This window comes from Nocardiopsis ganjiahuensis DSM 45031, assembly GCF_000341085.1.
Lineage (GTDB): Bacteria > Actinomycetota > Actinomycetes > Streptosporangiales > Streptosporangiaceae > Nocardiopsis > Nocardiopsis ganjiahuensis.
Genome location: NZ_ANBA01000011.1, coordinates 193,133 through 218,521 on the forward strand (window position 1 = coordinate 193,133; position 25,389 = coordinate 218,521).

General features: G+C 68.7%; 23 protein-coding genes and 1 tRNA gene. 12 read left to right on the forward strand and 12 right to left on the reverse strand.

Annotation, left to right across the window (positions count from 1 at the left end):
• Positions 1 to 37 precede the first annotated feature (37 nt).
• The 4 genes from D458_RS0116055 to D458_RS0116070 all read right to left on the reverse strand — a co-directional run bounded on the left by D458_RS0116055 (position 38) and on the right by D458_RS0116070 (position 6,004).
• Entirely contained in the window at positions 38 to 2,284 is a 2,247-nt protein-coding gene (locus tag D458_RS0116055; protein WP_040702483.1) for an ABC transporter ATP-binding protein, read from the reverse strand.
• Positions 2,281 to 3,204: an ABC transporter permease gene (locus D458_RS0116060; protein ID WP_017587775.1), complete on the reverse strand. Its 924-nt coding sequence runs from the start codon at positions 3,202 to 3,204 to the stop codon at positions 2,281 to 2,283. The genes D458_RS0116055 and D458_RS0116060 overlap by 4 nt, the downstream gene beginning before the upstream one ends.
• Complete coding sequence (locus tag D458_RS0116065) at positions 3,197 to 4,207, reverse strand: ABC transporter permease (RefSeq protein ID WP_017587776.1); 1,011 nt, start codon at positions 4,205 to 4,207, stop codon at positions 3,197 to 3,199. The genes D458_RS0116060 and D458_RS0116065 overlap by 8 nt, the downstream gene beginning before the upstream one ends.
• Before the next feature lie 84 nt (positions 4,208 to 4,291).
• On the reverse strand, positions 4,292 to 6,004 hold the full coding sequence (locus tag D458_RS0116070) for an ABC transporter family substrate-binding protein (RefSeq protein WP_026119353.1): 1,713 nt from the start codon (positions 6,002 to 6,004) through the stop codon (positions 4,292 to 4,294).
• A 663-nt stretch (positions 6,005 to 6,667) separates the two neighbouring features.
• Between D458_RS0116070 and D458_RS0116080 the strand changes: the two genes are divergently transcribed.
• Together D458_RS0116080 and D458_RS0116085 are read left to right on the forward strand one after the other, a co-directional pair.
• Positions 6,668 to 7,141, forward strand: coding sequence for a hypothetical protein (locus tag D458_RS0116080; protein WP_017587779.1), 474 nt, complete (start codon positions 6,668 to 6,670; stop codon positions 7,139 to 7,141).
• Between the two features lie 134 nt (positions 7,142 to 7,275).
• Positions 7,276 to 7,890: a rhomboid family intramembrane serine protease gene (locus D458_RS0116085; RefSeq protein WP_026119354.1), complete on the forward strand. Its 615-nt coding sequence runs from the start codon at positions 7,276 to 7,278 to the stop codon at positions 7,888 to 7,890.
• Between the two features lie 94 nt (positions 7,891 to 7,984).
• Here D458_RS0116085 and D458_RS0116090 read toward each other — a convergent pair whose 3' ends face one another.
• The 5 genes from D458_RS0116090 to dcd form a co-directional block, all read right to left on the reverse strand.
• Positions 7,985 to 8,911, reverse strand: coding sequence for a glycine betaine ABC transporter substrate-binding protein (locus D458_RS0116090; protein WP_026119355.1), 927 nt, complete (start codon positions 8,909 to 8,911; stop codon positions 7,985 to 7,987).
• A 191-nt stretch (positions 8,912 to 9,102) separates the two neighbouring features.
• On the reverse strand, positions 9,103 to 10,056 hold the full coding sequence (locus tag D458_RS0116095; protein WP_017587782.1) for a glycine betaine ABC transporter substrate-binding protein: 954 nt from the start codon (positions 10,054 to 10,056) through the stop codon (positions 9,103 to 9,105).
• A gap of 41 nt (positions 10,057 to 10,097) precedes the next feature.
• Positions 10,098 to 11,324, reverse strand: a complete 1,227-nt coding sequence (locus tag D458_RS0116100) for an ABC transporter permease (RefSeq protein WP_017587783.1) — start codon at positions 11,322 to 11,324, stop codon at positions 10,098 to 10,100.
• Entirely contained in the window at positions 11,321 to 12,346 is a 1,026-nt protein-coding gene (locus D458_RS0116105) for a quaternary amine ABC transporter ATP-binding protein (protein ID WP_193374624.1), read from the reverse strand. The genes D458_RS0116100 and D458_RS0116105 overlap by 4 nt, the downstream gene beginning before the upstream one ends.
• A 414-nt stretch (positions 12,347 to 12,760) precedes the next feature.
• A complete protein-coding gene (gene dcd / locus D458_RS0116110; protein ID WP_017587785.1) occupies positions 12,761 to 13,345 on the reverse strand; it encodes a dCTP deaminase in 585 nt (194 codons plus the stop codon).
• Positions 13,346 to 13,468: 123 nt separating this feature from the next.
• Here dcd and D458_RS0116115 point away from each other — a divergent pair.
• Positions 13,469 to 13,542, forward strand: a tRNA-Gly gene (locus tag D458_RS0116115).
• A gap of 195 nt (positions 13,543 to 13,737) precedes the next feature.
• Here the strand turns inward: D458_RS0116115 and D458_RS0116120 are convergent.
• Positions 13,738 to 14,346, reverse strand: a complete 609-nt coding sequence (locus D458_RS0116120; RefSeq protein WP_026119357.1) for a TetR/AcrR family transcriptional regulator — start codon at positions 14,344 to 14,346, stop codon at positions 13,738 to 13,740.
• A 261-nt stretch (positions 14,347 to 14,607) separates the two neighbouring features.
• Here D458_RS0116120 and D458_RS0116125 point away from each other — a divergent pair, with 261 nt between their 5' ends.
• Entirely contained in the window at positions 14,608 to 15,558 is a 951-nt protein-coding gene (locus D458_RS0116125; protein WP_017587787.1) for an alpha/beta hydrolase family protein, read from the forward strand.
• 925 nt (positions 15,559 to 16,483) lie between these two features.
• Positions 16,484 to 16,807 carry a MerR family transcriptional regulator gene (locus D458_RS0116130; protein ID WP_017587788.1) on the forward strand — a complete coding sequence of 108 codons (324 nt, stop codon included), beginning with the start codon at positions 16,484 to 16,486 and terminating at the stop codon, positions 16,805 to 16,807.
• Positions 16,808 to 17,055: 248 nt separating this feature from the next.
• Here the strand turns inward: D458_RS0116130 and D458_RS0116135 are convergent, their stop codons facing one another.
• Complete coding sequence (locus D458_RS0116135; RefSeq protein WP_017587789.1) at positions 17,056 to 18,168, reverse strand: baeRF2 domain-containing protein; 1,113 nt, start codon at positions 18,166 to 18,168, stop codon at positions 17,056 to 17,058.
• 221 nt (positions 18,169 to 18,389) lie between these two features.
• On the opposite strand from D458_RS0116135, the gene D458_RS0116140 reads away from it, so the two are divergent.
• Positions 18,390 to 18,593 (forward strand): CsbD family protein, encoded by a 204-nt coding sequence (locus tag D458_RS0116140; RefSeq protein ID WP_017587790.1) that lies wholly within the window; start codon positions 18,390 to 18,392, stop codon positions 18,591 to 18,593.
• Between the two features lie 606 nt (positions 18,594 to 19,199).
• Here D458_RS0116140 and D458_RS0116145 read toward each other — a convergent pair.
• Positions 19,200 to 20,099, reverse strand: coding sequence for a CPBP family intramembrane glutamic endopeptidase (locus D458_RS0116145; RefSeq protein ID WP_017587791.1), 900 nt, complete (start codon positions 20,097 to 20,099; stop codon positions 19,200 to 19,202).
• Positions 20,100 to 20,596: 497 nt separating this feature from the next.
• On the opposite strand from D458_RS0116145, the gene D458_RS0116150 reads away from it, so the two are divergent.
• The 6 genes from D458_RS0116150 to D458_RS0116175 all read left to right on the forward strand — a co-directional run bounded on the left by D458_RS0116150 (position 20,597) and on the right by D458_RS0116175 (position 25,314).
• Positions 20,597 to 20,890, forward strand: a complete 294-nt coding sequence (locus tag D458_RS0116150; RefSeq protein ID WP_017587792.1) for a lactococcin 972 family bacteriocin — start codon at positions 20,597 to 20,599, stop codon at positions 20,888 to 20,890.
• 13 nt (positions 20,891 to 20,903) lie between these two features.
• Positions 20,904 to 21,206: a lactococcin 972 family bacteriocin gene (locus tag D458_RS0116155; protein ID WP_017587793.1), complete on the forward strand. Its 303-nt coding sequence runs from the start codon at positions 20,904 to 20,906 to the stop codon at positions 21,204 to 21,206.
• 44 nt (positions 21,207 to 21,250) lie between these two features.
• A complete protein-coding gene (locus tag D458_RS0116160; RefSeq protein ID WP_026119358.1) occupies positions 21,251 to 21,544 on the forward strand; it encodes a lactococcin 972 family bacteriocin in 294 nt (97 codons plus the stop codon).
• Between the two features lie 75 nt (positions 21,545 to 21,619).
• Positions 21,620 to 23,707 (forward strand): hypothetical protein, encoded by a 2,088-nt coding sequence (locus D458_RS0116165; protein ID WP_017587795.1) that lies wholly within the window; start codon positions 21,620 to 21,622, stop codon positions 23,705 to 23,707.
• A gap of 24 nt (positions 23,708 to 23,731) precedes the next feature.
• Positions 23,732 to 24,367 (forward strand): ATP-binding cassette domain-containing protein, encoded by a 636-nt coding sequence (locus D458_RS0116170; protein ID WP_017587796.1) that lies wholly within the window; start codon positions 23,732 to 23,734, stop codon positions 24,365 to 24,367.
• A gap of 134 nt (positions 24,368 to 24,501) precedes the next feature.
• Positions 24,502 to 25,314: a trypsin-like serine protease gene (locus D458_RS0116175; protein WP_083936331.1), complete on the forward strand. Its 813-nt coding sequence runs from the start codon at positions 24,502 to 24,504 to the stop codon at positions 25,312 to 25,314.
• The last annotated feature ends 75 nt before the right edge of the window (positions 25,315 to 25,389 follow it).

Here is a 25,389-nt window from a genome sequence, read left to right on the forward strand (position 1 = left end):
CGGGCCGGGGTACGCCCCGACCCGCCCCGCACCCCCGCTAGATCAGCTCGATCACCTTCGAGTAGTGGCACGCGTCCCGGTGGCCGGCGCCCCGGTCCATCAGCTCCGGGGGCTCCTCGACGCACTTGGCGCGTTCGGCGTCCGAGAGCTCGTTGGCGAACTTCGGACAGCGGGTCCGGAACCGGCAGCCCGACGGCGGGTCGGCCGGGCTGGGGATGTCACCGGTGACGGTGATCCGCTCCCGGGTCCGCTCCTTGACCGGGTCCGGCAGCGGGATCGCCGAGATCAGCGCCTGCGTGTACGGGTGCGCCGGAGAGGAGAACAGCTGGTCCGTCGTGGCCGTCTCCACCATCTTGCCGAGGTACATCACCGCCACGCGGTCCGCGATGTGCTTGACCACCGACAGGTCGTGCGAGACGAACAGGTAGGACAGTCCCAGTTCGTCCTGCAGGTCCTCCAGCAGGTTGATCACACCCGCCTGGATGGACACGTCCAGGGCCGAGACCGGCTCGTCCAGGACCAGCACCCTGGGGTTGAGCGACAGCGCCCGGGCCACCCCGATGCGCTGGCGCTGGCCGCCGGAGAACTCGTGCGGGTAGCGGGAGCCGTGCTCGGGGTTGAGCCCGACCAGTTCGAGGAGCTCCGAGACCCGCTTCCTCGCGTCCCGGTGCGCGCTCCCGTGGATGCGCATCGGTTCCGCGATGATGTCCGCGACCGTCATACGGGGGTCCAGTGACGCGAACGGGTCCTGGAACACCAGTTGGAGGTCCTTGCGCAGCGGACGCATCCTCCGGTCGGTCAGGTCGTGCAGCGGTCGGCCCAGGTAACTGACCTCGCCCGAGGTGAGCTTGATCAGGTTGAGCAGCAGCCGCGCCGTGGTGGACTTGCCGCAGCCGGACTCGCCGACCAGCGCGAGGGTCTCCCGCTCACGCAGGTCCAGTGAGATCCCGGAGACCGCCTGCACGTCGCCGATCCTGCGCCGCAGCAGCCCCTTGGACCGGATCGGGAAGTTCTTGACCAGATCGGTCGCGGTGAGCAGGACCTTCGGCTCAGCCGTGCCGGAGCCCGCGCGCCCCGGCTCCTCGCCCAGCTCATCCAGGTACTCCCCGCGGGCCCCGGCCACCGACGACTCGGCCGCCTCCACCTCGGCGACGGAGCCCACGCCCTCGGTGTCCACGGACGTGGCCCTGAACAGGTCGGCCGCCGTGGCTCCCACCAGCTCCTCACTGAAGTGGCAGGCGGCAGTGTGCGCGGGACCGGTTCCCTCCACGGACCCGCCGTCCTCCACCGCGTCCTGCCGGTCACCGGTCTCCAGGAGGGCCAGCCGCGGCTCCTCCTGGTGGCAGAGGTCCCGGGCCATCGGGCAGCGCGGGGCGAACCCGCAGCCCTCCGGCAGGTCCCGCAGGGAGGGCGGGGTGCCGAGGATGGGGGTGAGCCGGTCGCCCCGGTCACCGTCCAGACGCGGCAGCGAACCGAGCAGCCCCAGCGCGTAGGGCATGCGCGGCCGGTAGAAGACCTCCTCCACCGCACCCATCTCCACGATGCGGCCCGCGTACATCACACCCACCCGGTCGACCTGGCCGGCGACCACACCGAGATCGTGGGTGATGAGCACCAGGGCGGCCCCGGTCTCCTGGCGGGCCTTCTGGAGGGCCTCCAGCACCTGCGCCTGGACGGTCACGTCGAGGGCCGTGGTGGGCTCGTCGGCGATGATCACGTCCGGGTCGTTGGCCATCGCGATCGCGATCACCACACGTTGGCGCATTCCGCCCGACAGCTCGTGCGGGTACTGCCTGAGCCGCTGCTCGGGGGACGGGATGCCCACGATCTCCAGCAGCTCCAGCGCCCGGTCCATCGCGGCCTTCTTGCTCACCTTCCTGTGGGCGAGCACCGCCTCGGCGATCTGGTAACCGATCGTGTAGACGGGGTTGAGGGAGGTCAGCGGGTCCTGGAAGATCATGGCGATCTTCTGTCCCCGGACCTCGCTGATCCTCTTGTCGGAGAGCCCGATGATCTCCTGGCCCAGCAGCTTGGCCGAGCCCTCCACCTTGGCGTTCCTGGGCAGCAGGCCCATGATCGCCATGGAGGTCACGGACTTGCCGGAGCCCGACTCCCCCACGATGCCCAGGGCCTCGCCCCGGCGCAGCTCGTAGGAGACCTCGCGGACCGCGGGCAGCGGACCGTCGTCGGAGGGGAAGGTGACGCTGAGGCCGCTGACCTCGAGCACCACGTCGTCGGCGCCCGCCGCTGCGGTGTGTTCTTCGTTCATGTGCTCAGTCGTCATCGCCGCACCCTGGTCTGTCGTGGGTCGAGTGCGTCCCGGAGGCCGTCACCGATGAAGTTGATCGTCAGGCAGATCAGCACCAGCAGCACACCCGGCGGATAGAACAGCCACGGACGGGTGGAGACCGCTGTGCGGGCCGCCCCGATCATCTGGCCGAGCGAGATGTCCGGCAGCTGGATGCCCAGCCCCAGGAAGGACATGCCCGCCTCGGCGAGGATGGCCACCGCCACCAGCAGGGTGGCGGCGACGATGATCGGTCCGGCCGCGTTGGGCAGCAGGTGTCTGATGATGATCCACGGCGCGGAGGCCCCCGACGCGCGGGCGGCCTCCACGAACTCCTGCTCCCGCAGGGACAGGACGACGCCGCGCACCACACGGGCGATGGTGGCCCACGAGAAGATCGAGATGATCAGCGCGATCGCCGCCCAGGAGGCTCCCGCCCCGCTGTTGCCCGCGATCGCCGCGGCGGCGACGAGCAGCGGGACGATCAGGAAGATGTCGACGATCCGCATCATGAGCGCGTCGACCCGCCCGCCGTAGTACCCGGCGGTGGCGCCCCACAGGGCACCCACGGCCGTGGACAGCAGCGAGACGGTGAAGGCGACCTTCAGCGTCTGCTGGGCCCCGCGCATGAGCTGGCCGAGGACGTCGTGTCCGGCTGCCGAGGTGCCCAGCGGATGCGCGCCGCTCGGCGGCTGGTTGCTGGGGATCTCCCGGTAGACCGTGTGGTCCCAGGTCCAGAAGAAGGGCCCCACGAACGCGAACAGCGCGATGAGAGCCAGGAGGACCAGGCTGATCATCGCGGGGCGGTGCCGGCTGAACCTGATCAGGACGGTCTGGAGCTGGGTGCGGTCGGCGCTGTTCTTCGCCTTCTTCGCCGGTTCACGGTGGGCGCTTCCGAACATGCCGTTCTCACTCATAGCGAATCCTCGGGTCCAGCACGGCGTACAGCAGGTCGGCGACGAGGTTGGCCAGGATGACCATCACCCCGCTGAGCAGAAGCCAGCCCATCAGCGCGAAGGAGTCGTTGTTGTCCACCGCGGTGATGAAGAAGTCGCCCAGACCGCGCCATTGGAAGACCACCTCGGTGAGGATGGCCCCGTCGATGACACCGGCGACGCCGATGGCGACCACGGTGGTCAGCGGGATGAGCGCCGTGCGCAGGGCGTGGCGCCGGATGACCGTGTGGTTGCGCAGGCCCTTGGCCCGTGCCAGGCGCACGTAGTCGCTGTTCATCACCTCGAGCATGGAGGTCCGTTGGTAACGGCTCCAGGAGGCGAAGCTGATCAGCATGAGCACGATCGTCGGCAGAGCCATGTGGGCGAAGGCGTTGAGGAACTGGTCCCACAACGGCTCCCCCTGGGCCCGGAAGCGCCCGTCCCCGATGGTGGCGAAGACCTGGTCCCCCACCAGTTGGTTGAACTTGACCCCCGCGGCCTGCATGATGCCCGCGAACCAGAACGTGGGCAGCGCCAGGGCCAGGAAGCCGATGAAGGTGAGGGTGTAGTCGAGTTTCGAGTACTGGCGCAGCGCGCTGATCACACCGGTGACGATCGCGAGGCCGAGCGCGAAGACCATGGCCGCGCCGACCAGGCGCAGGGTGGTCCACAGGCGTTCCGCGATGGCCGTGCCGATGTCGTACTGCGGGCCCTGGGTGGAGGGGCCGAACTCGCCCTGGAGCAGGCCGATGTCGCCGTTGCCTCCGATCCCGGTCATCCACAGCCAGTAGCGCTCGGGCATGGAACGGTCGAGGTAGAGCCGCGCCTCGGCCTGCTGCAGTACTTCCTCGCTGGGGGGCGGCTGGGCCATCCGGACGTCGGCGAGCGGATCACCGGAGACGTCGATCATCACGAAGGTGAGGACGGATGCGAGGATCAGGACGGGAATCGCGCCCAGAACGCGCCGCATCGTGTAAACGAGCATGGGAGTGATCCTTCAGGGGTGGACGAGGACCGGTCCGGCCCCGGGGAGGGGTGTCCCGGGGCCGGACCTGGGTTGCGCGCCGGACTAGCTGGCGACGTCCCACTCACCGATGTTGTAGGTGGCTCGGTAGCTGGACTGAAGGTTGTCCTGGACGTTCACGAGCCGGTCGGTGTTGGCGAAGAAGTAGTTGGGCTCCGCCATGATCGGCAGCACGTAGGCGTCCGGGACCAGGATCTCCATCGCCTGGTTGCTGAGGTCGGCAGCGGTGTCCAGGTCGGGGGCGTTGACCGACTGCTGGGCCAGGTCGTCGACCTCCTCGTTGGAGTAGCCGCCGTAGTTGCTCCCGCTCTCGCTGTGCCAGAACTGGTCGGCGTTGCCGGTGAAGTACGGGGAACCCGACCAGCCGTACTGGACGATGTCGTACTCCGACGCGGCGAGCATGCCGCCCAGGTCGTCGGTCATCTCGATGTTGGCCGTGATGCCGATCTCGGCGAGCTGCGCCTGGATCAGCTGGACCGAGGTGTTGCGGACGGTCGAGTCGGTGCTCCGCAGGCGGAACGGGCCGATCTCGTCGCCGTCGAGGCTGAGGGTCTCACCGGACTCGAAGCCCTCGTAGCCGGCCTCCTCCAGGATGCTCCGGGCCTCGTCGAGGTCGCCGGTGCCCTGGCTCTCGCCCTCGAAGTGGTCGACGTAGTAAGGGCTGTCGGCAGCGAAGACGTGGTTGTTCTTCAGCTCGTAGTCGGGGTAGCCGCCGCCGAAGTTGCGGTTGGCGATGTCGTCCCGGTCGATCGCGGTGAAGATGGCGCGGCGCAGCTCGACGTCCTGGAGCTGCTCGTTCTTCAGGTTGAGGTCGACGTGCTCCCAGGTGGCGCCTTCGGCGATGGTCAGCTCCGCGTTGGGCAGGTCCTGGACCTGGGTGATGACGTCCTCGCTGTAGTCAGCGGGGTTCGCGCCGTCGATCTCACCGTTGACGAAGGCGTTCACGAAGGTGCCCTCGTCGGTGTTGAAGAGCATCGTGACCTTGTCGAGCGCGGGGGCCTCACCGAAGTAGTTCGGGTTCGGCTCCTTGACGACCTCGTTCTCGAGGTCGCCCTCGGTGATGATGAACGGGCCACCGGACCAGTCGGGGCGTTCGGCGTGCAGCCAGGCGTAGTACTCGCCCAGCTCGTCCGGGTCGTCGACGTCCCAGCCGTTCTCCTCGGCCAGGTGCGCGGGCAGGAACCCGCCGGCCTGGCTGTGGGCGTCGAACAGGCCCATCCACTCCGGGTCGGCCAGCCCCTCCTTCAACTGGAAGGTGGCGGTCTTGCCGTCGACCTGGACGTTGTCGACCTTGTCGAAGCTGGTGGAGGCGCGGGGGTCGCAGTCGGCGCAGTAGCCCTCCTCGGGCGAGGTGCCGAGCATCCAGCTGACCCGCAGGTCCTCGCCGGTCATCGGCTCGCCGTCACTCCACACGGCGTCGTCGGCGAGGGTGATGCTCCACTCGAAGGGACCCTCGTCGGGGTCGTCGTTGACGAGGGTGGGTTCCTCGGCGAGCACGTCCATGTCGTACTCGTACGTCGCGTCGGGCTGCCACTGACCGGTGTAGGGGAGAACGCCGGAGAGCATCTGGACGACGTAGACGCTGCCACCCGCGAGGCTGGTGGCCTGCCAGGCACCGGGAAGGCTGTTGATCACCCAGGTGACCTCCTTGGGGCCGCCCTCCCCGCCGCCACCTCCGTCACCGGAACAGCCACTGGCCACCAGCACCGCTGACGCCGCCGCGGCGGCGAGTGCCAACGTCTTTCGACGCTTGAACATAGTCACACCCTTGATCCCTTATGCGAACTGGCCGCGGGGCTGATCCCGACCGGGCGCACCCCGCCAAAACTAGGCGATTAGTAATTTAGAAGACCATTGAGCGAAATGTCTGTATAGCCCCACTGGCGGATTCGTGACCCATCCGCAACCGGCTCGCCCTCGGGCTCTCTGAGGCCGGACACGAACTCTCGCCACGTCGGCAAACACCGGTTCACTCCACCGTCGACCCAGGTCAGACCAGCAGGATCAGGGAAGTCCAAGCCGCCGGGATTCGGACAAGCCAGAAAAGGATTGCGGATTACAGGAGACCCTCTCCAGCAAAGAAGCATCCACAAACGAGGTTTAACTACCATTTCGACGCAGACGACTACCGAGAGATAACCAGACAAACAACAACAAAGTTCTCATCTATGCCAAAAGCCATCGCCAGCTCCACCTTTCACCCCCCACAGCCCTCGCCCCACCCTGAGAGAAAATTGATGGGATGATCCGGTCAACCCTTCTCGAAAGGCGACAAGAGGGAGGAAAACTCCGCCCGTGTGTCCTGAACCCCCACGCACGGGCTGACCGAAACCGAGAACCCAGTACCCACGAAGCGGATAGGGTTCCCTGTGACGGCCTCCGTCATCCTCAGCGCCCCGCCCAGCGAGAGAGGCATCCGCCGTGTCCGAATCGGTCCGCCTGGTCTGCCCTGTAGGCCGCAAGTACGTGGAGCTGTGGGGTGGTTACGCTCTGCTGACCCTGGGCGTCGTGGCCGTGGCCCTCGACCCCGCCCACTGGGCGAACATCGTTCTCGGCGTCATCCTCGTACTCCTCGGCGCCGCCTCGGCCGTCCACGGCCACCTCATCAAGGCACCGGTCCTGGAGGTCTCCGGGGAGGAGTTCCGCTACGAGCGCGGCAGCTACGTCGTCCGGATCCCCTTCAAGGAGATCGGCTCCTACTACGTGCTGCCCGGGCGCATCCGCTCCCTGGGCCTGTGCGACCACACGGGGCGCCCCAAGCGCTTCCCCTCGCTGAAGAGCCGCCGGACCTCGCGCACCTACCTGCCGCTGACCGGGATGACCAACCCCGCCAAGGTGGAGTCCTTCATGGCCGTGGCCGGCATCCCGCCGCGCAAGCGCTCCCTGGCCTCCTGAGCCGGTCCCGGGGCCGTCCGGTGCGGTGCCGAGCTGCCCCGCGAGACTCTCATCTGTGAACACATCGGATCAATTCGCCCACACGCGCCCCATGGACATACCGCCCCAAGGCTGATTCATCTAGTCTCGATGGGGTGAAGCAGTCCAGAATCACCGCCATCCTGACCGTTGCGGGGATGCTCGCGGCCATGTGGGTCCTCGAGATCCTCGACACCCCCTTGGGGGGCCACCTCGACCGGCAGTTCGGGATCCAGTCCGGCAGCACCGACTCGCCCTGGACCGTGCTGACCGCACCGTTCATGCACGGCAACTTCGCCCACCTGATCGGCAACTCGCTGCCGTTCCTGGTACTGGGGTCCCTCGTGGCCTTCAGCGGCCTGGGCCGGTTCCTGCTCACCACACTGATCGTGGCCGTCGTCAGCGGCGTCGGTGTGTGGCTGTTCACCTCCAACGGCGTCATCACCGTGGGCGCCAGCGGGCTGGTCTTCGGCTACTTCGGCTACACGGTCCTGCGCGGCATCATCGAACGCAGAACCGTCGACATCGTCATCATGATCTGCGTGGTCATCTTCTACGGCACCATGATCTGGGGTGTCCTGCCCCAGCACCCCGGCGTCTCCTGGCAGGCGCACCTGTTCGGTTTCCTCGGCGGCCTCCTGGCCGCCTACGTCCTGCCCAAGCGCGACAAGCCCGGCCAGATCAGCCAGCGGAGCATCGGGGGCGCCCAGGGCGGCTACTACGCCCCCTGAGCCCGCACCGGCCCGAGCGGTCCCGTACGGGACCCGCACAGGACCGCGGGGGCCGTCTCCCGTGAGGAGACGGCCCCCGCGGTGTGTCCGGAGGTCAGAACCGAAGGTCCTCGGCGTCCTCCATCAGGGTGCGCTCCAGGAACACGGGGTTCTGAGCGAGCCACTGACGGGCGCCCGCGACGGGGTCGGTGACCCCGGGACCGACCGTGAGCGCCTGCAGGGAGGCCAGCTCCTCGTCGTCCATGGTCCAGTTGCGGATCCACTCGGCCAGCTCCGGGTAGTCCTCCTCGAACCCCGAGCGCCCGATCGAGTGCAGGCCCTCGACACCGCCCATCGCGCCCTGCGGGTCCTCGAGGTCCCTCAGCTCGTACTGGGCGTAGGCCGGGTGCGGACGCCACAGCGTTACAACGATGGGCTCCTCCTCCAGAACGGCCGCGTCCAGCTCGGCCACCATCGAGGAGCCCGACGAGGTCTCCAGCTCGAAGTCCTGTTCCAGCCGGTACCCGGGCATGGCCTGTTCCCGGGTGACCTGGGTCAGGCCGGCGTCCGGTTCGATGCCGACGATGGTGCCGCCCAGCTCGTCGGCGTGCCCGGGGAGGTCGTCGATCGACTGCACGTCGTCCATGTACTCGGGGACCGTGAGGGTGAGGGTGGCGTTGTCGTACCAGGAGCCCAGGCTCTCGATCCGCCCCCGGTGCTCCTCCATGTACTCGTGGTGGGTGACCGGGAGCCACATGTCCAGGTAGAGGTCGAGCTCGCCGTCGGCCACCCCCTGGAAGGCCGGGGCGACGTCGGTCTCGGCGACCGTGACGTCGTAGCCCTTCTCCTCCAGGACGGCCTCCCACATGTGGGTGACCGCGACCGCCTCCTCCCAGGCGATCAGCGCGATGGTGATCTCCTCGAGGTCTCCACCGCCGTCGAGACCGGGCACCAGGCCGCCCTCACCCGCGCAGGCGGACAGCAGGAGCACACCGCTCATACCGGCGGCGGCCAGGCCTGCACTGCGCTTACGGCTGTCCATCATGTAATCGTCTTCCCTCACTGCGTGCTTCTGCGGGCCGGTCCGCGTGAGGGGGGTCCATCGGTACCGGCTCCGGGACTTCGCCCAGACGACGGCCGCCCCCACACGTGGTGGAGGCGGCCGACTTCGTATGTCTACCCGATGATTCGGGTGTTCTGTACGCCCCGTGACGGGCGCCACACGCTGAGGTCCTAGAAGTCCAGGCCCTCGGCGTCCTCACCCAGGGTGCGCTCCAGGAACTCGGGGTTCTCGGAGAGCCACTCGCGGGCGCCGGCCTCGGGGTCCTCGACGTCGTCGCCGACGGTCAGCGCCTCGAGGGAGGCGAGCTCGTCGTCGTTCATGGACCAGTCCTCGAGCCAGCCGGAGAGCTGCGGGTAGTCGCCGCCGAAGCCGTCACGGCCGACCGCGTGGATCGTCTCGGCGTCGCCCATGAGGCCCTCGGGGTCCTCGAGGTCCTTCAGGTCGTGCTTGGCGTAGGCCGGGTGCGGACGCCACAGCGTCACGACGATGGGCTCCTCGTCGGCGATCGCGGAGTCCAGCTCGGCGAGCATCGCCGCGCCGGAGGAGGTCACCAGCTCGAAGTCCTCGTTCAGGCCGTAGCCCGGCATCGCGTCGTTCTGGGTGGTGTCCGTCAGACCGGCGCCCGGGTCGATGCCGACGATGCGGCCGTCCAGCTCGTCCACGTGGTCGAGCAGGTCGGGGATGGAGTTGACGTCCTCCATGTACGCGGGGACCGTCAGGGTCAGGATGGCGTTGTCGTACCAGGAGCCCAGGTCCTCCAGCTGGTCCCCGTAGTCCTCCCAGTACTGCTCGTGCGTGTTGGGAAGCCACGTGTCCAGGAAGAGGTCCACGTCGCCGTTGGCGGCACCCTGGTACATCGGGGCGACGTCCACGTCGGTGACCTCGACGTTGTAGCCCTTCTCCTCCAGGACGACCTCCCACATGTGGGTGACCGCGATCGCCTCTTCCCAGGCGATCAGCGCGATGTTGACGTCCTGCAGGTCGTCACCGGTGCCCGAACCGCCGTTCTGGCCCTCGTCGGAGCCTCCGGTCAGGTCCTCACCGCCGCCGCCACAGGCGGTCAGCAGGAGCACACCGCTCATACCGGCCGCGGCCAGGGCCGTCATGCGCTTTCGGCTGTACATCTGGTTTCCTTCCATCAGGACTTCTGTGAAACGGCCGGGTGTCAGGAAGAACTGCTGACCCGGGCCTGTGGACTCTTACGGGTGACGGCCGCGGTCAGGCGGTCCAGGAAGATCGCCAGGATGACCACGGCGATGCCCGCCTCGAAGCCCAGCGCGCCGTCGTTGCGTGTGATGCCCTGGTAGACCTGGCTGCCGAGACCGCCCGCACCGACCATGCCGGCGATGACGACCATGGACAGGCCCAGCATGATCACCTGGTTGACACCGGCCATGATCGTCGGCAGCGCGAGGGGGAGCTGGATACCGGTGAGGATCTTGCGCCTGGGGGCGCCGAAGGCCTCGCCGGCCTCGACCAGCTCCTTGTCGATCTGCCGGATGCCGAGTTCCGTCAGGCGCACACCGGGCGGCATCGCGAACACGATGGTCGCGACCACACCGGGCACCGCACCGATGGAGAAGAAGAAGATCGCCGGGATCAGGTACACGAACGCGGGAAGCGTCTGCATCAGGTCCAGGACCGGCTTGGCGATCTTGCTCACGAGGTCGTTGTAGGCCGCCAGGATGCCGATCGGGATCGCGATGACCACCGCGATGAAGCTGGCCACCAGGACCAGGCCCAGGGTGTCCATGGCGTTGGACCACTGGCCGACCGAGGCCACGAGGGTGAGCGCGATCAGCGAGAACACGCCGAGGCGCCATCCGGCCACCGAGAGCGCGAGCAGGCTCAGCAGCAGGATCATCAGCACGGACATCGGGTTGGTGACCAGCATCGGCAGGACCAGCCAGCCGAGCAGGACCAGCACGAGCCAGCCGCCGGCGAGGATCCCCGTGCGCACGCGGTTGGCCGCGTCCACCGCACCCAGGGCGGCCGTCGCGATCAGGAAGACCAGCGAGACGACCGTGTAGGGCTCGACGTTCGTGTCGAAGAGGTTCATCGCCCAGACGAAGAGCCCCGGAACGCTGTTGATGATGCTGGTCATCAACCCGAACTGCGCCTCTCCGATGTACAGGAGCGAGGTCACCACGACGATGGCGAGCAGCGGGATCCGGCGGGTGCGCACCAGCGGGACCGCGATGATCACGGCGGCGATGAAGGCGAGTTGCCCGGCCCCGGGTTCGACGAAGAACCCGGCGAGCACGGAGACGGCCCAGCGGATGAATTCGCCGATCACGTCGAAGACCACGCCGAAGTGGGCCTTGAGCCAGCTGTTGAACGCCTCGAACCCGTCACCGATGGGCAGGGAGGGCGGGAAGTTCACGGGGGTCACTTGGCGGCCTCCTCGTTCTCGTCCCGGACGAGGGAGGCGAGCACCGACTCACGGGTGACCATGCCCAGCACGTCGCCCTCGGCCGACACCACACGGAGGCGGTCCGAGGTGGAGACGCTGGTGTACAGGTCCGCCACGAGCGTGTCCGAGCTGACCTGGGGGGCGTCCGCGTCGACGGCGGCGTCGGCGAGCGCCTCCGCGGCGGTGAGCACACGGCTGCGGTCGACGTCCTCGACGAAACGCTCGACGTACTCGTTGGCCGGGGCGTTCAGGATCTCCGAGGCCTCGCCGATCTGGGCGACACGGCCGTCGCGGAGCACGCAGATCCGGTCACCGAGCCGCATGGCCTCGTTGAGGTCGTGCGTGATGAAGATGATCGTCTTGCCCAGCGTCGCCTGGAGCTCCAGGAGCTGGGTCTGCATGTCGCGGCGGATCAACGGGTCGAGCGCGCTGAAGGCCTCGTCCATGAGGATGATGTCGGTGTCCGCGGCCAGGGCGCGGGCCAGGCCCACACGCTGCTGCATACCGCCGGACAGCTGCTCCGGGAGCTTGTCCTCCCAGCCTTCGAGGCCCACGAGTGCGAGGGTCTCCTTGGCCTTGGCGAAGCGCTCCGCGCGGGGCAGCCCGCGCAGCTCGAGACCGTAGGCGGCGTTCTCCAGCACCGTCCGGTGCGGCAGCAGGGCGAAGTGCTGGAAGACCATGCTGATCTTCTCGCCCCTGAGCTTCAGCAGGTTCTTCTGGCTGAGGGTGGTGATGTCCACGCCGTCGATCTCGACTGATCCGGCGGTCGAGTCGAGAAGTCCGTTGAGCATGCGGATCAGGGTCGACTTCCCCGATCCCGACAGGCCCATGACGACGAAGATCTCGCCTGGTTGGACCTCGAAGGACACGTCGATGACAGCAGCGGTCACGTCGAGGTCGGCGATGGTGTCGCGGTGGCTGCCGTCGGCGAGCCGTTCTACGGCCACCTTCGACTGCCTACCGAACACCTTGTACAGGTGGTCTGCGCGTACTACTGGCACGGTCTCCTCTATGGGGCTGTCCCTGCCGCGAGGCACAGAGGGGCCCTAAGACCCCGCAGCTGGCCTGCGGTTCCCTCAGGTAGACGGTCCGCGCAGAGCCCCCCCGTGCGCGCCCGAATCGGGCGAAACCACTACCTGGTTCACGTCGGGGCGCCACCTTACCGAGATGTGTACGCACAGTTCAGGCGGTATGTCACTACCAGATAACATGTTTAGCCGCCATAAAACCCGTCCGCCGACCTATAGCACCGGATGCCGACGCCGGAGAGCGCCCATATGTGATCTATACCACTGACCATTTTGTGGCGACACGGGTCACAGTTGCGTGACAGGGACACGAAACGACAGAACGTGTCAGAGCATGACCGTACCGTAGTCCCCCCTCGAGCCGCCAGAGTGGCCCAACCACAGGGCCTATCGCTCCGTGATCCGGGTTCGCGAGAAGTTCTGGTGCGACCGCGAGGGCGTCGGCCCGCGCTGCCCCTGGTAGCGGGAGCCGTAGGCGGCGGACCCGTAGGGGCGCTCAGCGGGCGAGGTCAGCCGGAACATGCACAGCTGCCCGATCTTCATGCCCGGGTAGAGCTTGATCGGCAGGGTCGCGACGTTCGACAGCTCGAGGGTGACGTGCCCGGAGAAGCCGGGGTCGATGAATCCCGCCGTCGAGTGCGTGAGCAGCCCGAGCCGGCCGAGCGAGCTCTTGCCCTCGAGGCGGCTCGCGATGTCGTCCGGCAGGGTCACCATCTCGTACGTGGAGGCCAGCACGAACTCGCCGGGGTGCAGGATGAACGCCTCGTTCCCGTCCGTCTCGACCAACCGGGTCAGGTCCGGCTGTTCCACCGACGGGTCGATGTGCGGGTACTTGTGGTTCTCGAAGACCCGGAAGAACCGGTCGAGGCGGACGTCGATACTCGACGGCTGGATGAGAGAGGGGTCGAAGGGATCGATCCGGACCCGCCCGGAGTCGATTTCTGACCTGATATCGCGATCGGAGAGCAGCACGCTCCGAACTTACCGCCTGCGAGAACACCCCGGAGGCGCCAGCGGCAACCGCGCCGACTTGCCCCCGGACCCCCGAGTTGGGCTAGGATAGCCAGCGTTGGTCCGCCCTTCAGGCGCCACCGCGCGGATGTAGTTCAATGGTAGAACTTCAGCTTCCCAAGCTGATAACGCGGGTTCGATTCCCGTCATCCGCTCCAGACACACAAACGGCCAGGTCGTTCGGGTTTTCTCGAACACCTGGCCGTTTGCTTTTCCCAGGGCGTGACCCGGCCGCCGTGCCACACACGTGCCTGGGCCGCGCCCCGGCGGAGGAACCGGAAGAGCCGACCGCCTGAGGCACGGTCCTCGACGGTCGGCGTCCCGGTCAGCGGTGTCGTTCCCCCGCCCTGTTCTCACGGGTTCGCGGTGGGGGCGGCCGCCGTTCCGCGCAGACCGCGGATGAGCAGTCCGACCATGTGGCGGGGGTCGTACCGGGTGTCGGACTCGTGTCCGATGCAGAGGTTCCCGATGCCCCTCATCAACTCGTAGGCGTCCACTCCGGGCGTGGTCTGGCCGGCGCGTTCGGTGGCCTCCAGCAGCTCCGCGCACACCGGAACGAGCCGCTCGAGGAAGTAGGCGTGCAGCTGGCGGAACCCGGTGTCGTCCGAGCCCAGGGCGTCGGCGAGGCCGTGCTTGGTGATGAGGAAGTCGACGAACCGGTCCACCCACGCGAGGAGGGCGTCGAGAGGCGACGCCGCCTCGGCCAGGAGCCGGGGCCCGGCGGCCGCACAGGCTTCCACCTGGTGCCCGTACACCGCGACGACCAGATCGGTGCGGGTCGGGAAGTGCCGGTAGATGGTCCCCAGGCCGACGCCCGCCTCCGCCGCGATCTCACGGATCGGCGCGTCGACGCCCGAAGCCACGAAGACGGCGGCCGCCGCCTCGAGAAGTCTCTGCTCGTTGCGCTGCGCATCGGAACGCCGAGCACGACGCGGGGACGCCGCCGGGCCTTGTCCTGTCATCTGAGTAGTCCCTGAGGGGCCTTGGCGCCGCGGAACGTCTTCCGCGGCTCCGGTTACTGGAACGCTGATCCGCCATGAGTGTAATCGGCCGGGCCCCGCAGACCGGCGACCGGCCAGACCGCGCCCAGCGCCACCTTGACGATCCGGAACCTTGTTCCGTATCGTCTTTAACGGAACACTGATCCGTTAAGGCTTGGCCGTGTGCCGACCACGCAGTTCCTGCGGCGTCAGCCGTGCCAGCTCACGAGAGGAACCACGTCCATGAGCTACACCCGAACACCGGTGCCCGCCTCAGCGGTGCTCTCCATCGCGCCGGTGACACTCCCGACCCCGAACCGCGCCGTCGATCTGCAACTGCGGGTTTCGGCACCGGTATCCGGCTCGCACCTGCCCATCGTCCTGTTGTCGCACGGGCACGGACCGTCGAACTTCCTGTCGTCGCTGTACGGCTACGGACCACTGGGCGACTTCCTGGCAGCGCACGGCTTCGTGGTCGTCCAACCCACGCACCTGGACTCCGCGACACTCGGCCTGCGCGACGCCGACGACGCCGAAGCGCCTCTGTACTGGCGCACACGGGCCGCGGACATGTCGTTCGTCCTCGATCACCTCGACGAGGTCGAGAAGGCACTGCCCGAACTGCGAGGACGCACCGACCGGGACAGGATCGCCGTCGTGGGGCACTCGATGGGCGGGTTCACGGCGGGCCTGCTGCTCGGCGCCCGTACCGTCGACCCCGCGGACGGATCGGAGATCGATCTCGCCGATCCGCGCCTCACCGCCGGCGTCATGCTGTCCGCGCCCGGGAACGGCGGTGACTCACTGAGCGAGTACGCCAAGGAGCACTACCCCATCCTGTCGGGCACCGATTTCTCCCGCATGGACGCTCCCGTCCTCGTCGTCGGGGGTGCCGAGGACGACTCGACCCACCTGACCGTCCGCGGCCCCGAGTGGTACACCGACGCCTACACGTCCTCGCCCGGCCGGAAGTCGCTGCTTCAGCTCTTCGGCGCGGGGCACGCCCTCGGGGGCGTGTCCGGCTACGACGCGGCCGAGGCGTCGGACGAGAGCCCGGAACTGGCCGCCGCGACCCTGTGGCTCACCTGGGCGTTCCTGCGCACGGAGCTCGGCCTGGACGAGCACGCCTGGGACTTCGCAGGCCACGCGCTCACGAGCGCACCCGCCCCGCTCGGACGCGTCGAGTCCGGATGACCGGCACGCGAGGGAGCGGCTTCGGAGAAACCGTCCTCAGCGAGACCTGAAAACTTGTAGCGGCGAGAGTAGACATGGCTATCTCGTGCTGCTAGATTTCCTGTCGTAGCCACCGAGATACACGGCTGGACCACCGGATACGCCGGTGGAGAGCAGTACGGCCCGACCGGCGCGCTTGGCTGTACGGCGCCGGGGGCCGGCAGGACAGCAGTACCGAAGTTGAGCAGTACCGGTTTCCCGCTTGTTCAGGGGAGGCCGCAGCAGTACGGCCCGACCGGCGCGCTTGGCTGTACGGCGCCGGGGGCCGGCAGGACAGCAGTACCGAAGTTGAGCAGTACCGGTTTCCCGCTTGTTCAGGGGAGGCCGCAGCAGTACGGCCCGACCGGCGCGCTTGGCTGTACGGCGCCGGGGGCCGGCAGGACAGCAGTACCGAAGTTGAGCAGTACCGGTTTCCCGCTTGTTCAGGGGAGGCCGCAGCAGTACGGCCCGACCGGCGCGCTTGGCTGTACGGCGCCGGGGGCCGGCAGGACAGCAGTACCGAAGTTGAGCAGTACCGGCCTCTCGCTCCCACAGGGGAGGCCGCAGCAGGAAGAAGGACGCGGTAGGGCTTGACCGGCGCACGGTTGTTCGGCGCCGGGGGCCGGTAGGACCGCAGTCGAAAGCAGTGCACGAAATGAGAAGCGAGAGGAGTAGATGCCATCAGGATCGCCTGAGCGAGGAGAAGTTCCGCTCGGGTACCGCAGGCCCCTGTTCTGGAAGAGGGTGGTCCACGGTCACACAACCGCGATCCCCGCGCTCCCGTCCCAGCTCGACCTCGGGAAGCGGAAGACCGGCAGCGGCCGGTAGGTGGTATTGAACTCTCGGGCCCCAGCGCCACATGGCGCTGGGGCCCTCGACGTGCGTTCAGGAGAAGAAGGACACACACTTGCCCCGTCCCGAGACCGGTCACCGGTTCGACGATGACGACTACCCCGCCTACACCGTGGGCGCCGCCGCAGAGATGATCGGCACCACGCCGGCCTTCCTGCGCGCTCTGGGTGAAGCCAAACTGATCGAGCCCCTGCGCTCGGAGGGCGGCCACCGACGCTACTCCCGCTACCAGCTCAGGATCGCCTCCCGAGCGCGTGAACTCGTGGACGAGGGCACACCGATCGAGTCCGCGTGCCGCATCATCATCCTGGAGGACCAGCTGGAGGAGGCACAGCGCATCAACGAGGAACTGCGCACCGCCGACCAGGCCGAGGAGTGAGAGTCCCGGCCCGAGGTGTTCTCCCCGGTCGCGACATGCTCCTCACCGCTCTCCCCGCTCGGCGCCCGGGTGGGGATTCTCGTTTTCCGCAGCCGTTTCCCGGGCTCCGTGCGACCGGAGTCGTCCGGCGGTTCGATGCCCGCCGACCGTGCAGACACCGGGACGTTCGTTTTTCGCCGGCCTGGCCTCTCACCGTTTCCGCGCGGGCCGAGGCATGGAACCGGTGCCCTGTCCACGGGTCTTCGGGGTCAGGCCGGGGTCGGGAAGCGGAGGAGGGCTCCGATGCCACCGTCGAGCTCCGCCTCGTCCAGCGGAATCAGTTCGAGTCCGGCACCGGTCGTGGCTGCCGCACGCGGGATGGCTGCGCGGGCGGGTTCGGTACGGGGATCGGCCACTCCCAGGTCGCGAAGTTCCTGTGCGGCGATGGCGACCTGCTCACCGGACTCGCCGATGTACAGCTCACGCTCGGCTCCGGGGAGCTCGTCGTTCCACAGCAGTGTCTCCACCTGACCGCGCTGGAGCGCGTGCACGACCGCGTCCATCCCCTCCACCGAGGCGCCGTCCGCACGGCCGCGACCGAGGGCGTCCACCGACTCCCGCAGGTGTTCGGTGGCCTTGGCGTCCAGCCGCTGAGCCAGTTCCTCCTCGAGCGGTGAGTTCTCCGATCCCGGTCCACGAGCCCCTGTCTCCAGGTACTCCACCCGTTCCCTCAGGTCGCCGGGGAGGAGGTCGGCGATGTCGCCGCGCACCTGCACCTCGCCGGCGAGGGCGATCACCTCGGCACCGCTGGTTCCGGCAGCCTCCGTGACCGCCTCCGCCACCAGGCTGAGGTTCTGGCTCACCTGTTCGTCCACCGCGCGCTGCATCTGCTTGTGGTGGAAGCCTCCCTCGCGGACCTTGTGCACGGGCTTGTCGTCACCGTCCACCCTTCGGGCCTCGATCCGCCCGTCGACGTACTCGGTGGCCAGGTCGGCACCGACACTGTCGGCGACGACCAGCACGTGCGGCACGCGTCGGCGCTCGGCCGCCATGTACGGGAGCGGGTCGGGCAGGGCACCCACGCTCACCTGGAAGTCCTGCTGCGGCGGTCGGGCCACCGTGGAGTTGAAGACGACCTCGTCACCGGAGGCGTACACCACCTGGCCGTGCGGGCCGGGCACTCCCTGGGTGTCGCCCACCACACCGTCCATGGCTGCGACGGTCTCCTCGGGGGCTCCCTTCTCCAACAGGGCCGCGCGGGCCTGTTCCCAGCGCAGTCGGATCGTGTGCTCGGCGTCCTCGACGTTTCGGGAGGAATTGATGAACAAGGACGCCACAGGCCCGGGGCGGTCATAGAGGGGTTGCAGAAAAGTCAGGTCCATGTTCGTTCCTCCACTCATTCGGTTCGGAGAACCTACGGCTTACCACTTCGTTGAGAGCCCTGCCCACGTATGTCGAACCCAATCGGACGTGAACCGCAGACCGGGTGTGCCCTGCGCCACTTCGAATGAATTTCGAAAATTCCGAGTAAAAGCTCTGAGATGTGGCAGGACTTCAGGGAGACAGGCAACGATGCCACCGTTCCGCACAAGGAGGAGGGCTCATGGGCCAGTCGGAGAAACTCAAGGGCAGGGCGACCCAGGCCACGGGCAAGCTCAAGGAGATGGCCGGGAGGGCGACCGGCAACAACCGGCTGCGCAACCGGGGCCGCTTCGAGATGCTCAAGGGGCGTGCCGTCACGCGGGCCGCGGGCTGGAAGGACTCCGTACGCGGGGCCTTCAGGAACCGGCGTTCCAGCGGGCGATGAACGCCTGAACAGCGCCCCGCCGCCGCATCATCGGCCCCTCCCGCGACACTTCGCGGGAGGGGCCGACTCCTGTGCTCCGCACTCCCGGGACGTAGGCCTCGACAGCATATGGACCGGCACACATACGGGAGGCCGCCGTGTCCGAGTTCTTCCCCCAAAGACCTCAAGGACACGGCGGCCGTTTCCCCAAGGGGCCCGCCACGCACGAGATCCTCCCCCGAAGACCTCAAGTGCGTAGCAGCTTCATTCCCCTGCCCGACGCTAACACACGCGGGCAGTGGTTGACCTACCCAACGAGCCAGTCGAAAACATCCGAGCGGAATTAACTTTCCTTTATACGCAGCCTTGTAAAATCGCGCGGGGTAACAGGGGCCGGTGCTACGCGTGAGGTCTTCTTCCCCATGCCCGTCAGCCCTCGCGAGCGTCCGGATCGGCCGACAGGTACACGCGCGGCCTTTCCCGTCCTTCTCCACGGGAGCGCAGCGCCGGCACGGCGCGGACGCTCTCCCCCTCCCACCGACGGCGCACCGGTCGACGGGACCGCTGCTCATGTCGGCCGAACGGCCCTCCGTCCGGTCGGCCCCAGCGGGGCGGGACGGAGGGGCCTCACCATTCCATCGGCGGGTAGGCCACGAGGAGCAGGCCTGTTCTCAGGAGGATGTTCAGCCAGATGTTGCGGTAGCACGACCACAGGTAGCCGCACAGCAGGCCGACCGGGGTGTAGGTGAGCAGGGCCAGCCCGAGGTCGTGGGTCAGGGGGCCGTCGGGCAGGGGGATCAGGAGCAGGTAGGGCTGGACGAACGCGTAGAACAGGGCGAACAGCAGGGACGCGGTGATGATCGCCGTCCATCTGCCCCAGAGGAGCTCCAGGCGGCTCTGGAGCATGCCGCGGAAGAAGGTCTCCTCGCAGACCGCGGCGATCAGGTACAGGACGGCGACTCCGAGTACGAGCACCACTGGTTGCCGGGGGTACTGCCACGGGGTGAGCATGAGGGACATCAGCGCGATCGCCAGCAGGACCGGGGCGAGCCCGAGCCAGCGCCACCGGTCGGTCACCTTCATGGCGATGTCGGACAGGGCGGTGCCCGCTCCGAGGAACAGGGTCGTCAGGCGGTCGATCGCGATCGCCGGGAGGGCGAGGAAGAAGAGCAGCCGTGCGACCAGGGACATCGGGGCCAGCGAGCCGGCCGAGGCCTCCGGGGCCAGGCCCTCGAGGATCCAGTCCAGGATCCCCACGAACACGACACATGCCACCAGGCAGAAGGCCAGCCAGAGCAGCTGACCGTGAAGGGGCTGGGCGGTGAGGGCGATCCTGACCCTCGCGTCGAGTTCGCGGCGCTGCCCGTAGCGCACGGCCAGGAACCCGCAGAGGACACCCGCGACCGTCAGCGGCCCCCAGGAGACCAGCAGCGCGAACCCTCCGTGGAACATGACGTCCTGGCGCAGCCCCGGGTCGACGACCAGAGTGAGTGCGACCACGAGCAGGGCGACAGCTGAGATCAGCACACCTTTCACCACTGGTACCCCCTGTCCCATCATCCCCCGGGACCAGCGAAAGGGCGCGTACCGGTCCGAGGCGTGTCGATCCGGGAAAACCGGTTGTCGATCCCCGGGGAGCGGCGGAGGGTGGCGGACCATGGCCGACGAGCACCCCCTGACCGGTTGCGGGCCGGCCTGCGGCTCGTCGAGAGGTGCGGCGGGTGGCACCGCGAACCGTTCCATGAGACGAGCCCTGCCCACATCGGCGTCTACGGCCGGCCCTGAACCGCCACGATTCGAATAAATCACAAAGAAATAGTTCAATAACCCCGCACCGCGGTTCGTGGACCCATTACCCCAAGGTCCTTCTTCTGTCCGGATCGTGTCCGAACCCGGCCACAGGAGAGATAGGCGGGGAAAAGGCGGTGTAGTACTGACTTCCAGAGGGGCGGAGCACCTCGCACCACTCTCTGTGAGGTCTGTTTTCCTCTGCCACATTCCAAGATTCGGTCTGGGGTTGTCGAATGAAGAAACGCGTCAAACGCTGTACCGCCGTCGTGTTCCTCGCCGCGGGGATCACCGCGGGGACCATGGGGGCGGCGCTCGCCGGAACCCATGTCGGGGGCGGGACCTGGTACCACGGGGTCACCGCCTCCAGCGTCCACTCGAACTACCACCACTCCCACAACTGCCACGGGTCGACCGCGGTGGGCACCTACACCGACCGCTCCAGGAACACCGCGCCCGGACAGACCTCCTATGCCAGTGCGCCCAAGGCCCCTACGAACAACCAGGCGTACTACCGCAACGGCTGTTAGGGAAAGGAGCCATGTGAAAACCCTCAAACGCGTTTCCGCCACCGTGGCCGTTGCCGCCGTGGTTTCCATGGGAACCGCCGGGGCCGCCTTCGCCGGGTATTCCTTTGTCGGCGGCGGGGAATGGTACCGGGGTGTCACCGGAGTCCCCGGAATGGGCGAGGTCTACTCGAGGTACCACCACGGTTCCGCCTGCCACGGCGCCACCGCGGTCGGTACGCGCACCGTTCGTGTGAACAGGGACGCCGGGCAGTGGGCCGACGCCTACGCCCCGCGCGCCAACGCGAACAACCAGAACTACTGGCGCAACAGCTGCTAGCCCCGGGAGCCACCGTGAAGACCCTCAGGCAGACACCCCTCACCATGACCGCCGCCGTCACCGTCGTCGCCGTCACCGCCGTGGTCGCCCTGGGAACCGCGGGCGCCGCCTCCGCCCAGTCCTCCAGCGTCGGCGGCGGCATCTGGGAGCGCAGCCTCACCGGAGTCCCGGGCCAGGGGTTCGTCCGCTCGTACTACCACCACCCGGAGAACTGCCACGGAGCCACCGCCGTGGGCACCCACACCGAGCGGGTCAACGCACCGGCCGGAACCTGGGCCCGCGCCGAGGCCTCACGGGCCATGGCCAACAACCAGCAGTACTGGCGCAACGGCTGCTGACCGACGTCCGCCCTGTGGACCCGTCGGCACGCGTCGCCCACGGGTCCTCCCCTCCCGCCCCTACAGGACCGCCAGGTGCCGAACCGGACCCTCTCCTTCGCCTACACGGCGTGTGTCGCGTTCGCCGCGCTCATCGCCTTCCTGCTCGCCGCCACCGCCGAACCGACCCTCCACGTGCTCGAACGCTCCGCACTGGTCTGGATCACCGAGAACGACGGAACCCACGACACCGACGACGTCGCGCGCTCCGTGCAGGAGGTCGCCGACTCCCACGACGCCGCCATCGGCTACAGCGTCCTCGACGTCCACGACCCGTCGTCGCTGGCCCACCTGTACCTGGCGGTCTCCGACCCCGACTCCCGGTACGCCCGCTGGCTGGACGAGGGCTACCCCTCCTTCGGGCGTTCCTTCACCATCCGGACCCACCCCCTCGCCGAGTTCGGTGGCGTGGGGCCCAACGGCTACTACCTGGTGTTCGGTCCCCCGGAGGCCGAGCCCGCCCTACGCGAGGCACTCGCCGGGCACGGCCTGTCCGAGGCACCCGGAACCCAGACCACCCGTCTGTGGCACTTCCTCGCCGGCGGCCACCTGCTCCACCTCGTGGCGGTCGCCCTGCTCACCACCGTCACCGCCACCGGCGCGGGGGTCCTGCTCTCCTCCCGCGACCACGCCGTCAGGCGCCTCCAGGGCCGCTCCTACGCGGGCATCCTGGCCGGAGAGCTGACCGGCGTGCTCCGCCTGTGGGCGGTGGTCCTGCCCGTTGCGGCGGCCGCCGTGGCGGGTTTCCTCGGCCTCTACAACGGCGGGAACCAGCTCGGCTTCTACACCTCCCTGGCCCTGCTGCTGTTCGCGCTGCTCGCCCTGGCCTGCCTGGTGGCCCACGCCCTCGCGCTGGCCCTGGTGCACACGACCGGTGTGCTGCCCGCGCTGAAGGGACGCCTGCCCGTACGCGGCACCACCGTCGCCGTCCACCTGGTGCGCGTCCCGGTGCTGGTACTGACCCTCGCGCTGCTCGGCACCGTGGTCGCCACCTCGCAGGAGGCCCGGGACCAGCGCGCCGGGCTGGAGATCCTCGAGCGGTACGGAGAGGTCTCGCGCCCCGCGCTGAGCGCCAGCTACGGCTGGTCCGACGAGCGCGCGGTCGACGAGGCCCTCGGCCCGTGGCTGAGGCGGGCCGACACCGACGGCCACATGGTGCTGGCCGCACGGCTCCGCCCCGCCGAGATCGTCCCGGTCGGTCCGGGCCCTCCGGGCAAGATCTCCGGGCGGGGCTCCCCGGGCACACCCGTCCTGGAGCACCCGGTCCTCGTGGTCAACGACACCTATCTGCGGGAGGAGGCAGTCCTCTCCCCTTCCGGAGAGCGGTACGGGCCGTCCGGGAACGTCCGGGTCCTCCTGCCCGTCTCCGCGGCCGGGCACGCCGAACAGCTGGCCGAGGGGGTGGCCGGCTGGCTCGGGAGCAACAGCGGCCCGGGGCGCGAGTTCGACGTGGAGGTGCTTCCCGCGGCCGACGGCCAGACCGTCTTCACCTACGGCGCCGGGGAACGCGTCGGCGAGGCCCTGCCCCTGCTGCACGAGCCGGTGGTCGTGGCGCTGCCCAACGGTTCGGTCCTGTCCGACAACGGCTACGTCAACCACATGTCCGGGCGGCAGACGGTCTTCCCCGACCCGGACGTGGTGGAGGCGTTCCGGGCCGACGACCCGGAGGCGTCACGGTACGTCTCGATGGTCGAGCCCCTCGGCACGAGCGCGCTCAGGGCCCACGCCGTCACGGTGAACACGCTGCGGACCGAGCTGTTCAATCTGGTCGGCGCGGGCACCGTACTCCTGTTGACCGCCATGGCGGCGTGTGTCGTCCACGTGCGCACCCGGGCACAGGAGATCTTCGCCCGGCACATCAGCGGGTGGGGGTTGCTGGCCACCCACCGAAGGCTGCTGGCCGCCGAGGCCGCCGTCGCGGCGGTGTTCGTCGGATGGGCCCTCTGGAGCACCGTCACCGGAACGGCCGCGGCGAACGACCCCGCCCGGCCCGCTCCGACCGCGGTCACCGGGGCCGAACCGCTCCACGCGCTGGGGATCGCACTGGCCTCACTCGCACTCACCCTGGGCGCCCTCGCCCTCTTCCACCGGCGCCTCGTCCGTGAGGGCGCCTCCCAGGCCTGACCGCCCACAGAACCGAGGAACACCGTGATCACTCTGGAGCACCTCAGCAAGTCCTTCGGCGACCGTGTCCTGTGGGAGGAGCTCGACCTGACCGTCGAACCCGGCCGCATGCTCGCCCTGGTCGGTGCCAGCGGGTCGGGCAAGACCACCCTGCTCAACTGCATGGGCCTGCTGGAGCGGCCCGGCGGCGGGCGGATCCTGTTCGAGGGCACCGACCTCACCCGGCTGGGTCCGGGGCGGCGGCGCCGGTTCCGCCGCGACCACCTCGGCTACCTGTTCCAGAACTACGCCCTGATCGAGAACGCCACCGTGAAGGCCAACCTGGACGTGGCCCGCCGCCGCGGAACCCGCCCCGACCACGCGTCCGCCCTGGCGGGGGTCGGCCTGGCCGGGCGCGGGAGGGAGCGGGTCCACCACCTGTCCGGCGGCGAACAGCAACGTGTCGCCCTGGCCCGGCTCATGGTCAAGCAGCCTTCCCTGGTCCTGGCCGACGAGCCCACGGGGGCTCTGGACCACGCCAACAGCACCGTGGTCGTGGACGTCCTGCGCCGGATGAGCCGACGGGGCTGCGCGGTGGTCGTCGCCACCCACGACCCCGCCGTCCGCGACGCCTGCGACACCGCCTTCGACGTGGGCGCACGGGCCCGGATGTCCCCCTGAGTCGACAGTGCGACTGTCACCCCAGGGCCGATGCGGCGGAGGGCGCCGCGGGCTCAGGATGGACCCGTGATCGAGCAACTCGAGGCGGCCGTGTCCGGTGAAGGGGGACGGCCTTTCAACGGACGGGGTCGGGCATGAGCGAAGCCGGAGAAGCCGGGAAAGTCGGCGAAGCGAACGGACGGCGTCGGGCCGAGCGCTCTCGGGCCAGGCCCCGGACACGTGTCGCGGTCGCCTCGGTGCTGGTCGTGGTGCTGGGTTATGCGGCGGGCGTGGTCTGGGACTACACGCGTCCCGGGCCCGCCCCCGTGCCCGGCCACGGCCCGGTCACCACGCAGGACCACCCGTGGCGGGTGGTGATCGCACACCGCGACGACCTGAGAACCGACGAGGGCCACACCGTCGACGCCGTCGGGAAGTGGGTCGACCCGGAGTACGCGGACGGCCGCCAGACGATCGTGGGCGGCCTGATCAGAACGGACCACAAGACCCCCGGGGACATCGGAGTGCTGCTTCTGGAAGAGGAACTGCCCTACACCACCCTGCCCATGGCCGCGGCGGACGATCCCCCGCTGACCGGCGGTGAGACGACGGAACTCCTGGGGTGGCGGGTCTCTCCGGAGGACGAGCCCGTGCTGTGGGGGTCGCCCAGCCGCGTCGAGCCCGACGACGAGTGCGCGCGGCGTGCCGACAGGACAAGGAGTTTCGCGCCGCCGCCCACGATGCACGGCATGAGCTACGACACCGACTCCTACCTGTGCGCCGGGGCCGACGGTTTCGCCGCGCCGATCCGCGGCACCGACAGCGGCAGCTCCCTGGTCGTCGACGGCCTGATCGTCGGGGTGCTCGCCTGGACGCTGCCGGCCGAGACCACCGCGCCCGCCTACTACACACGGGTGGCCTCCTACGAGGAGGCGATCGCCCGATTCCTCGACGAGGCGGACCGGTGAGGCACTCCGGCAAGGCGGATCGTGCGGGCGCAAACCCCCTCCAGGGTGGGGTTTCCGTGGCGGAGCTGTAGCATC

Bases quoted from the DNA above. Each gene is read 5' to 3' on its own strand.
- D458_RS0116055 (WP_040702483.1), bottom strand. From the start codon at position 2,284: ATGACGACTGAGCACATGAACGAAGAACACACCGCAGCGGCGGGCGCC.
- D458_RS0116060 (WP_017587775.1), bottom strand. From the start codon at position 3,204: ATGAGTGAGAACGGCATGTTCGGAAGCGCCCACCGTGAACCGGCGAAG.
- D458_RS0116065 (WP_017587776.1), bottom strand. From the start codon at position 4,207: ATGCTCGTTTACACGATGCGGCGCGTTCTGGGCGCGATTCCCGTCCTG.
- D458_RS0116070 (WP_026119353.1), bottom strand. From the start codon at position 6,004: ATGTTCAAGCGTCGAAAGACGTTGGCACTCGCCGCCGCGGCGGCGTCA.
- D458_RS0116090 (WP_026119355.1), bottom strand. From the start codon at position 8,911: ATGGACAGCCGTAAGCGCAGTGCAGGCCTGGCCGCCGCCGGTATGAGC.
- D458_RS0116095 (WP_017587782.1), bottom strand. From the start codon at position 10,056: ATGTACAGCCGAAAGCGCATGACGGCCCTGGCCGCGGCCGGTATGAGC.
- D458_RS0116120 (WP_026119357.1), bottom strand. From the start codon at position 14,346: ATGACAGGACAAGGCCCGGCGGCGTCCCCGCGTCGTGCTCGGCGTTCC.
- D458_RS0116125 (WP_017587787.1), top strand. From the start codon at position 14,608: ATGAGCTACACCCGAACACCGGTGCCCGCCTCAGCGGTGCTCTCCATC.
- D458_RS0116135 (WP_017587789.1), bottom strand. From the start codon at position 18,168: ATGGACCTGACTTTTCTGCAACCCCTCTATGACCGCCCCGGGCCTGTG.
- D458_RS0116140 (WP_017587790.1), top strand. From the start codon at position 18,390: ATGGGCCAGTCGGAGAAACTCAAGGGCAGGGCGACCCAGGCCACGGGC.
- D458_RS0116150 (WP_017587792.1), top strand. From the start codon at position 20,597: ATGAAGAAACGCGTCAAACGCTGTACCGCCGTCGTGTTCCTCGCCGCG.
- D458_RS0116160 (WP_026119358.1), top strand. From the start codon at position 21,251: ATGACCGCCGCCGTCACCGTCGTCGCCGTCACCGCCGTGGTCGCCCTG.
- D458_RS0116175 (WP_083936331.1), top strand. From the start codon at position 24,502: ATGAGCGAAGCCGGAGAAGCCGGGAAAGTCGGCGAAGCGAACGGACGG.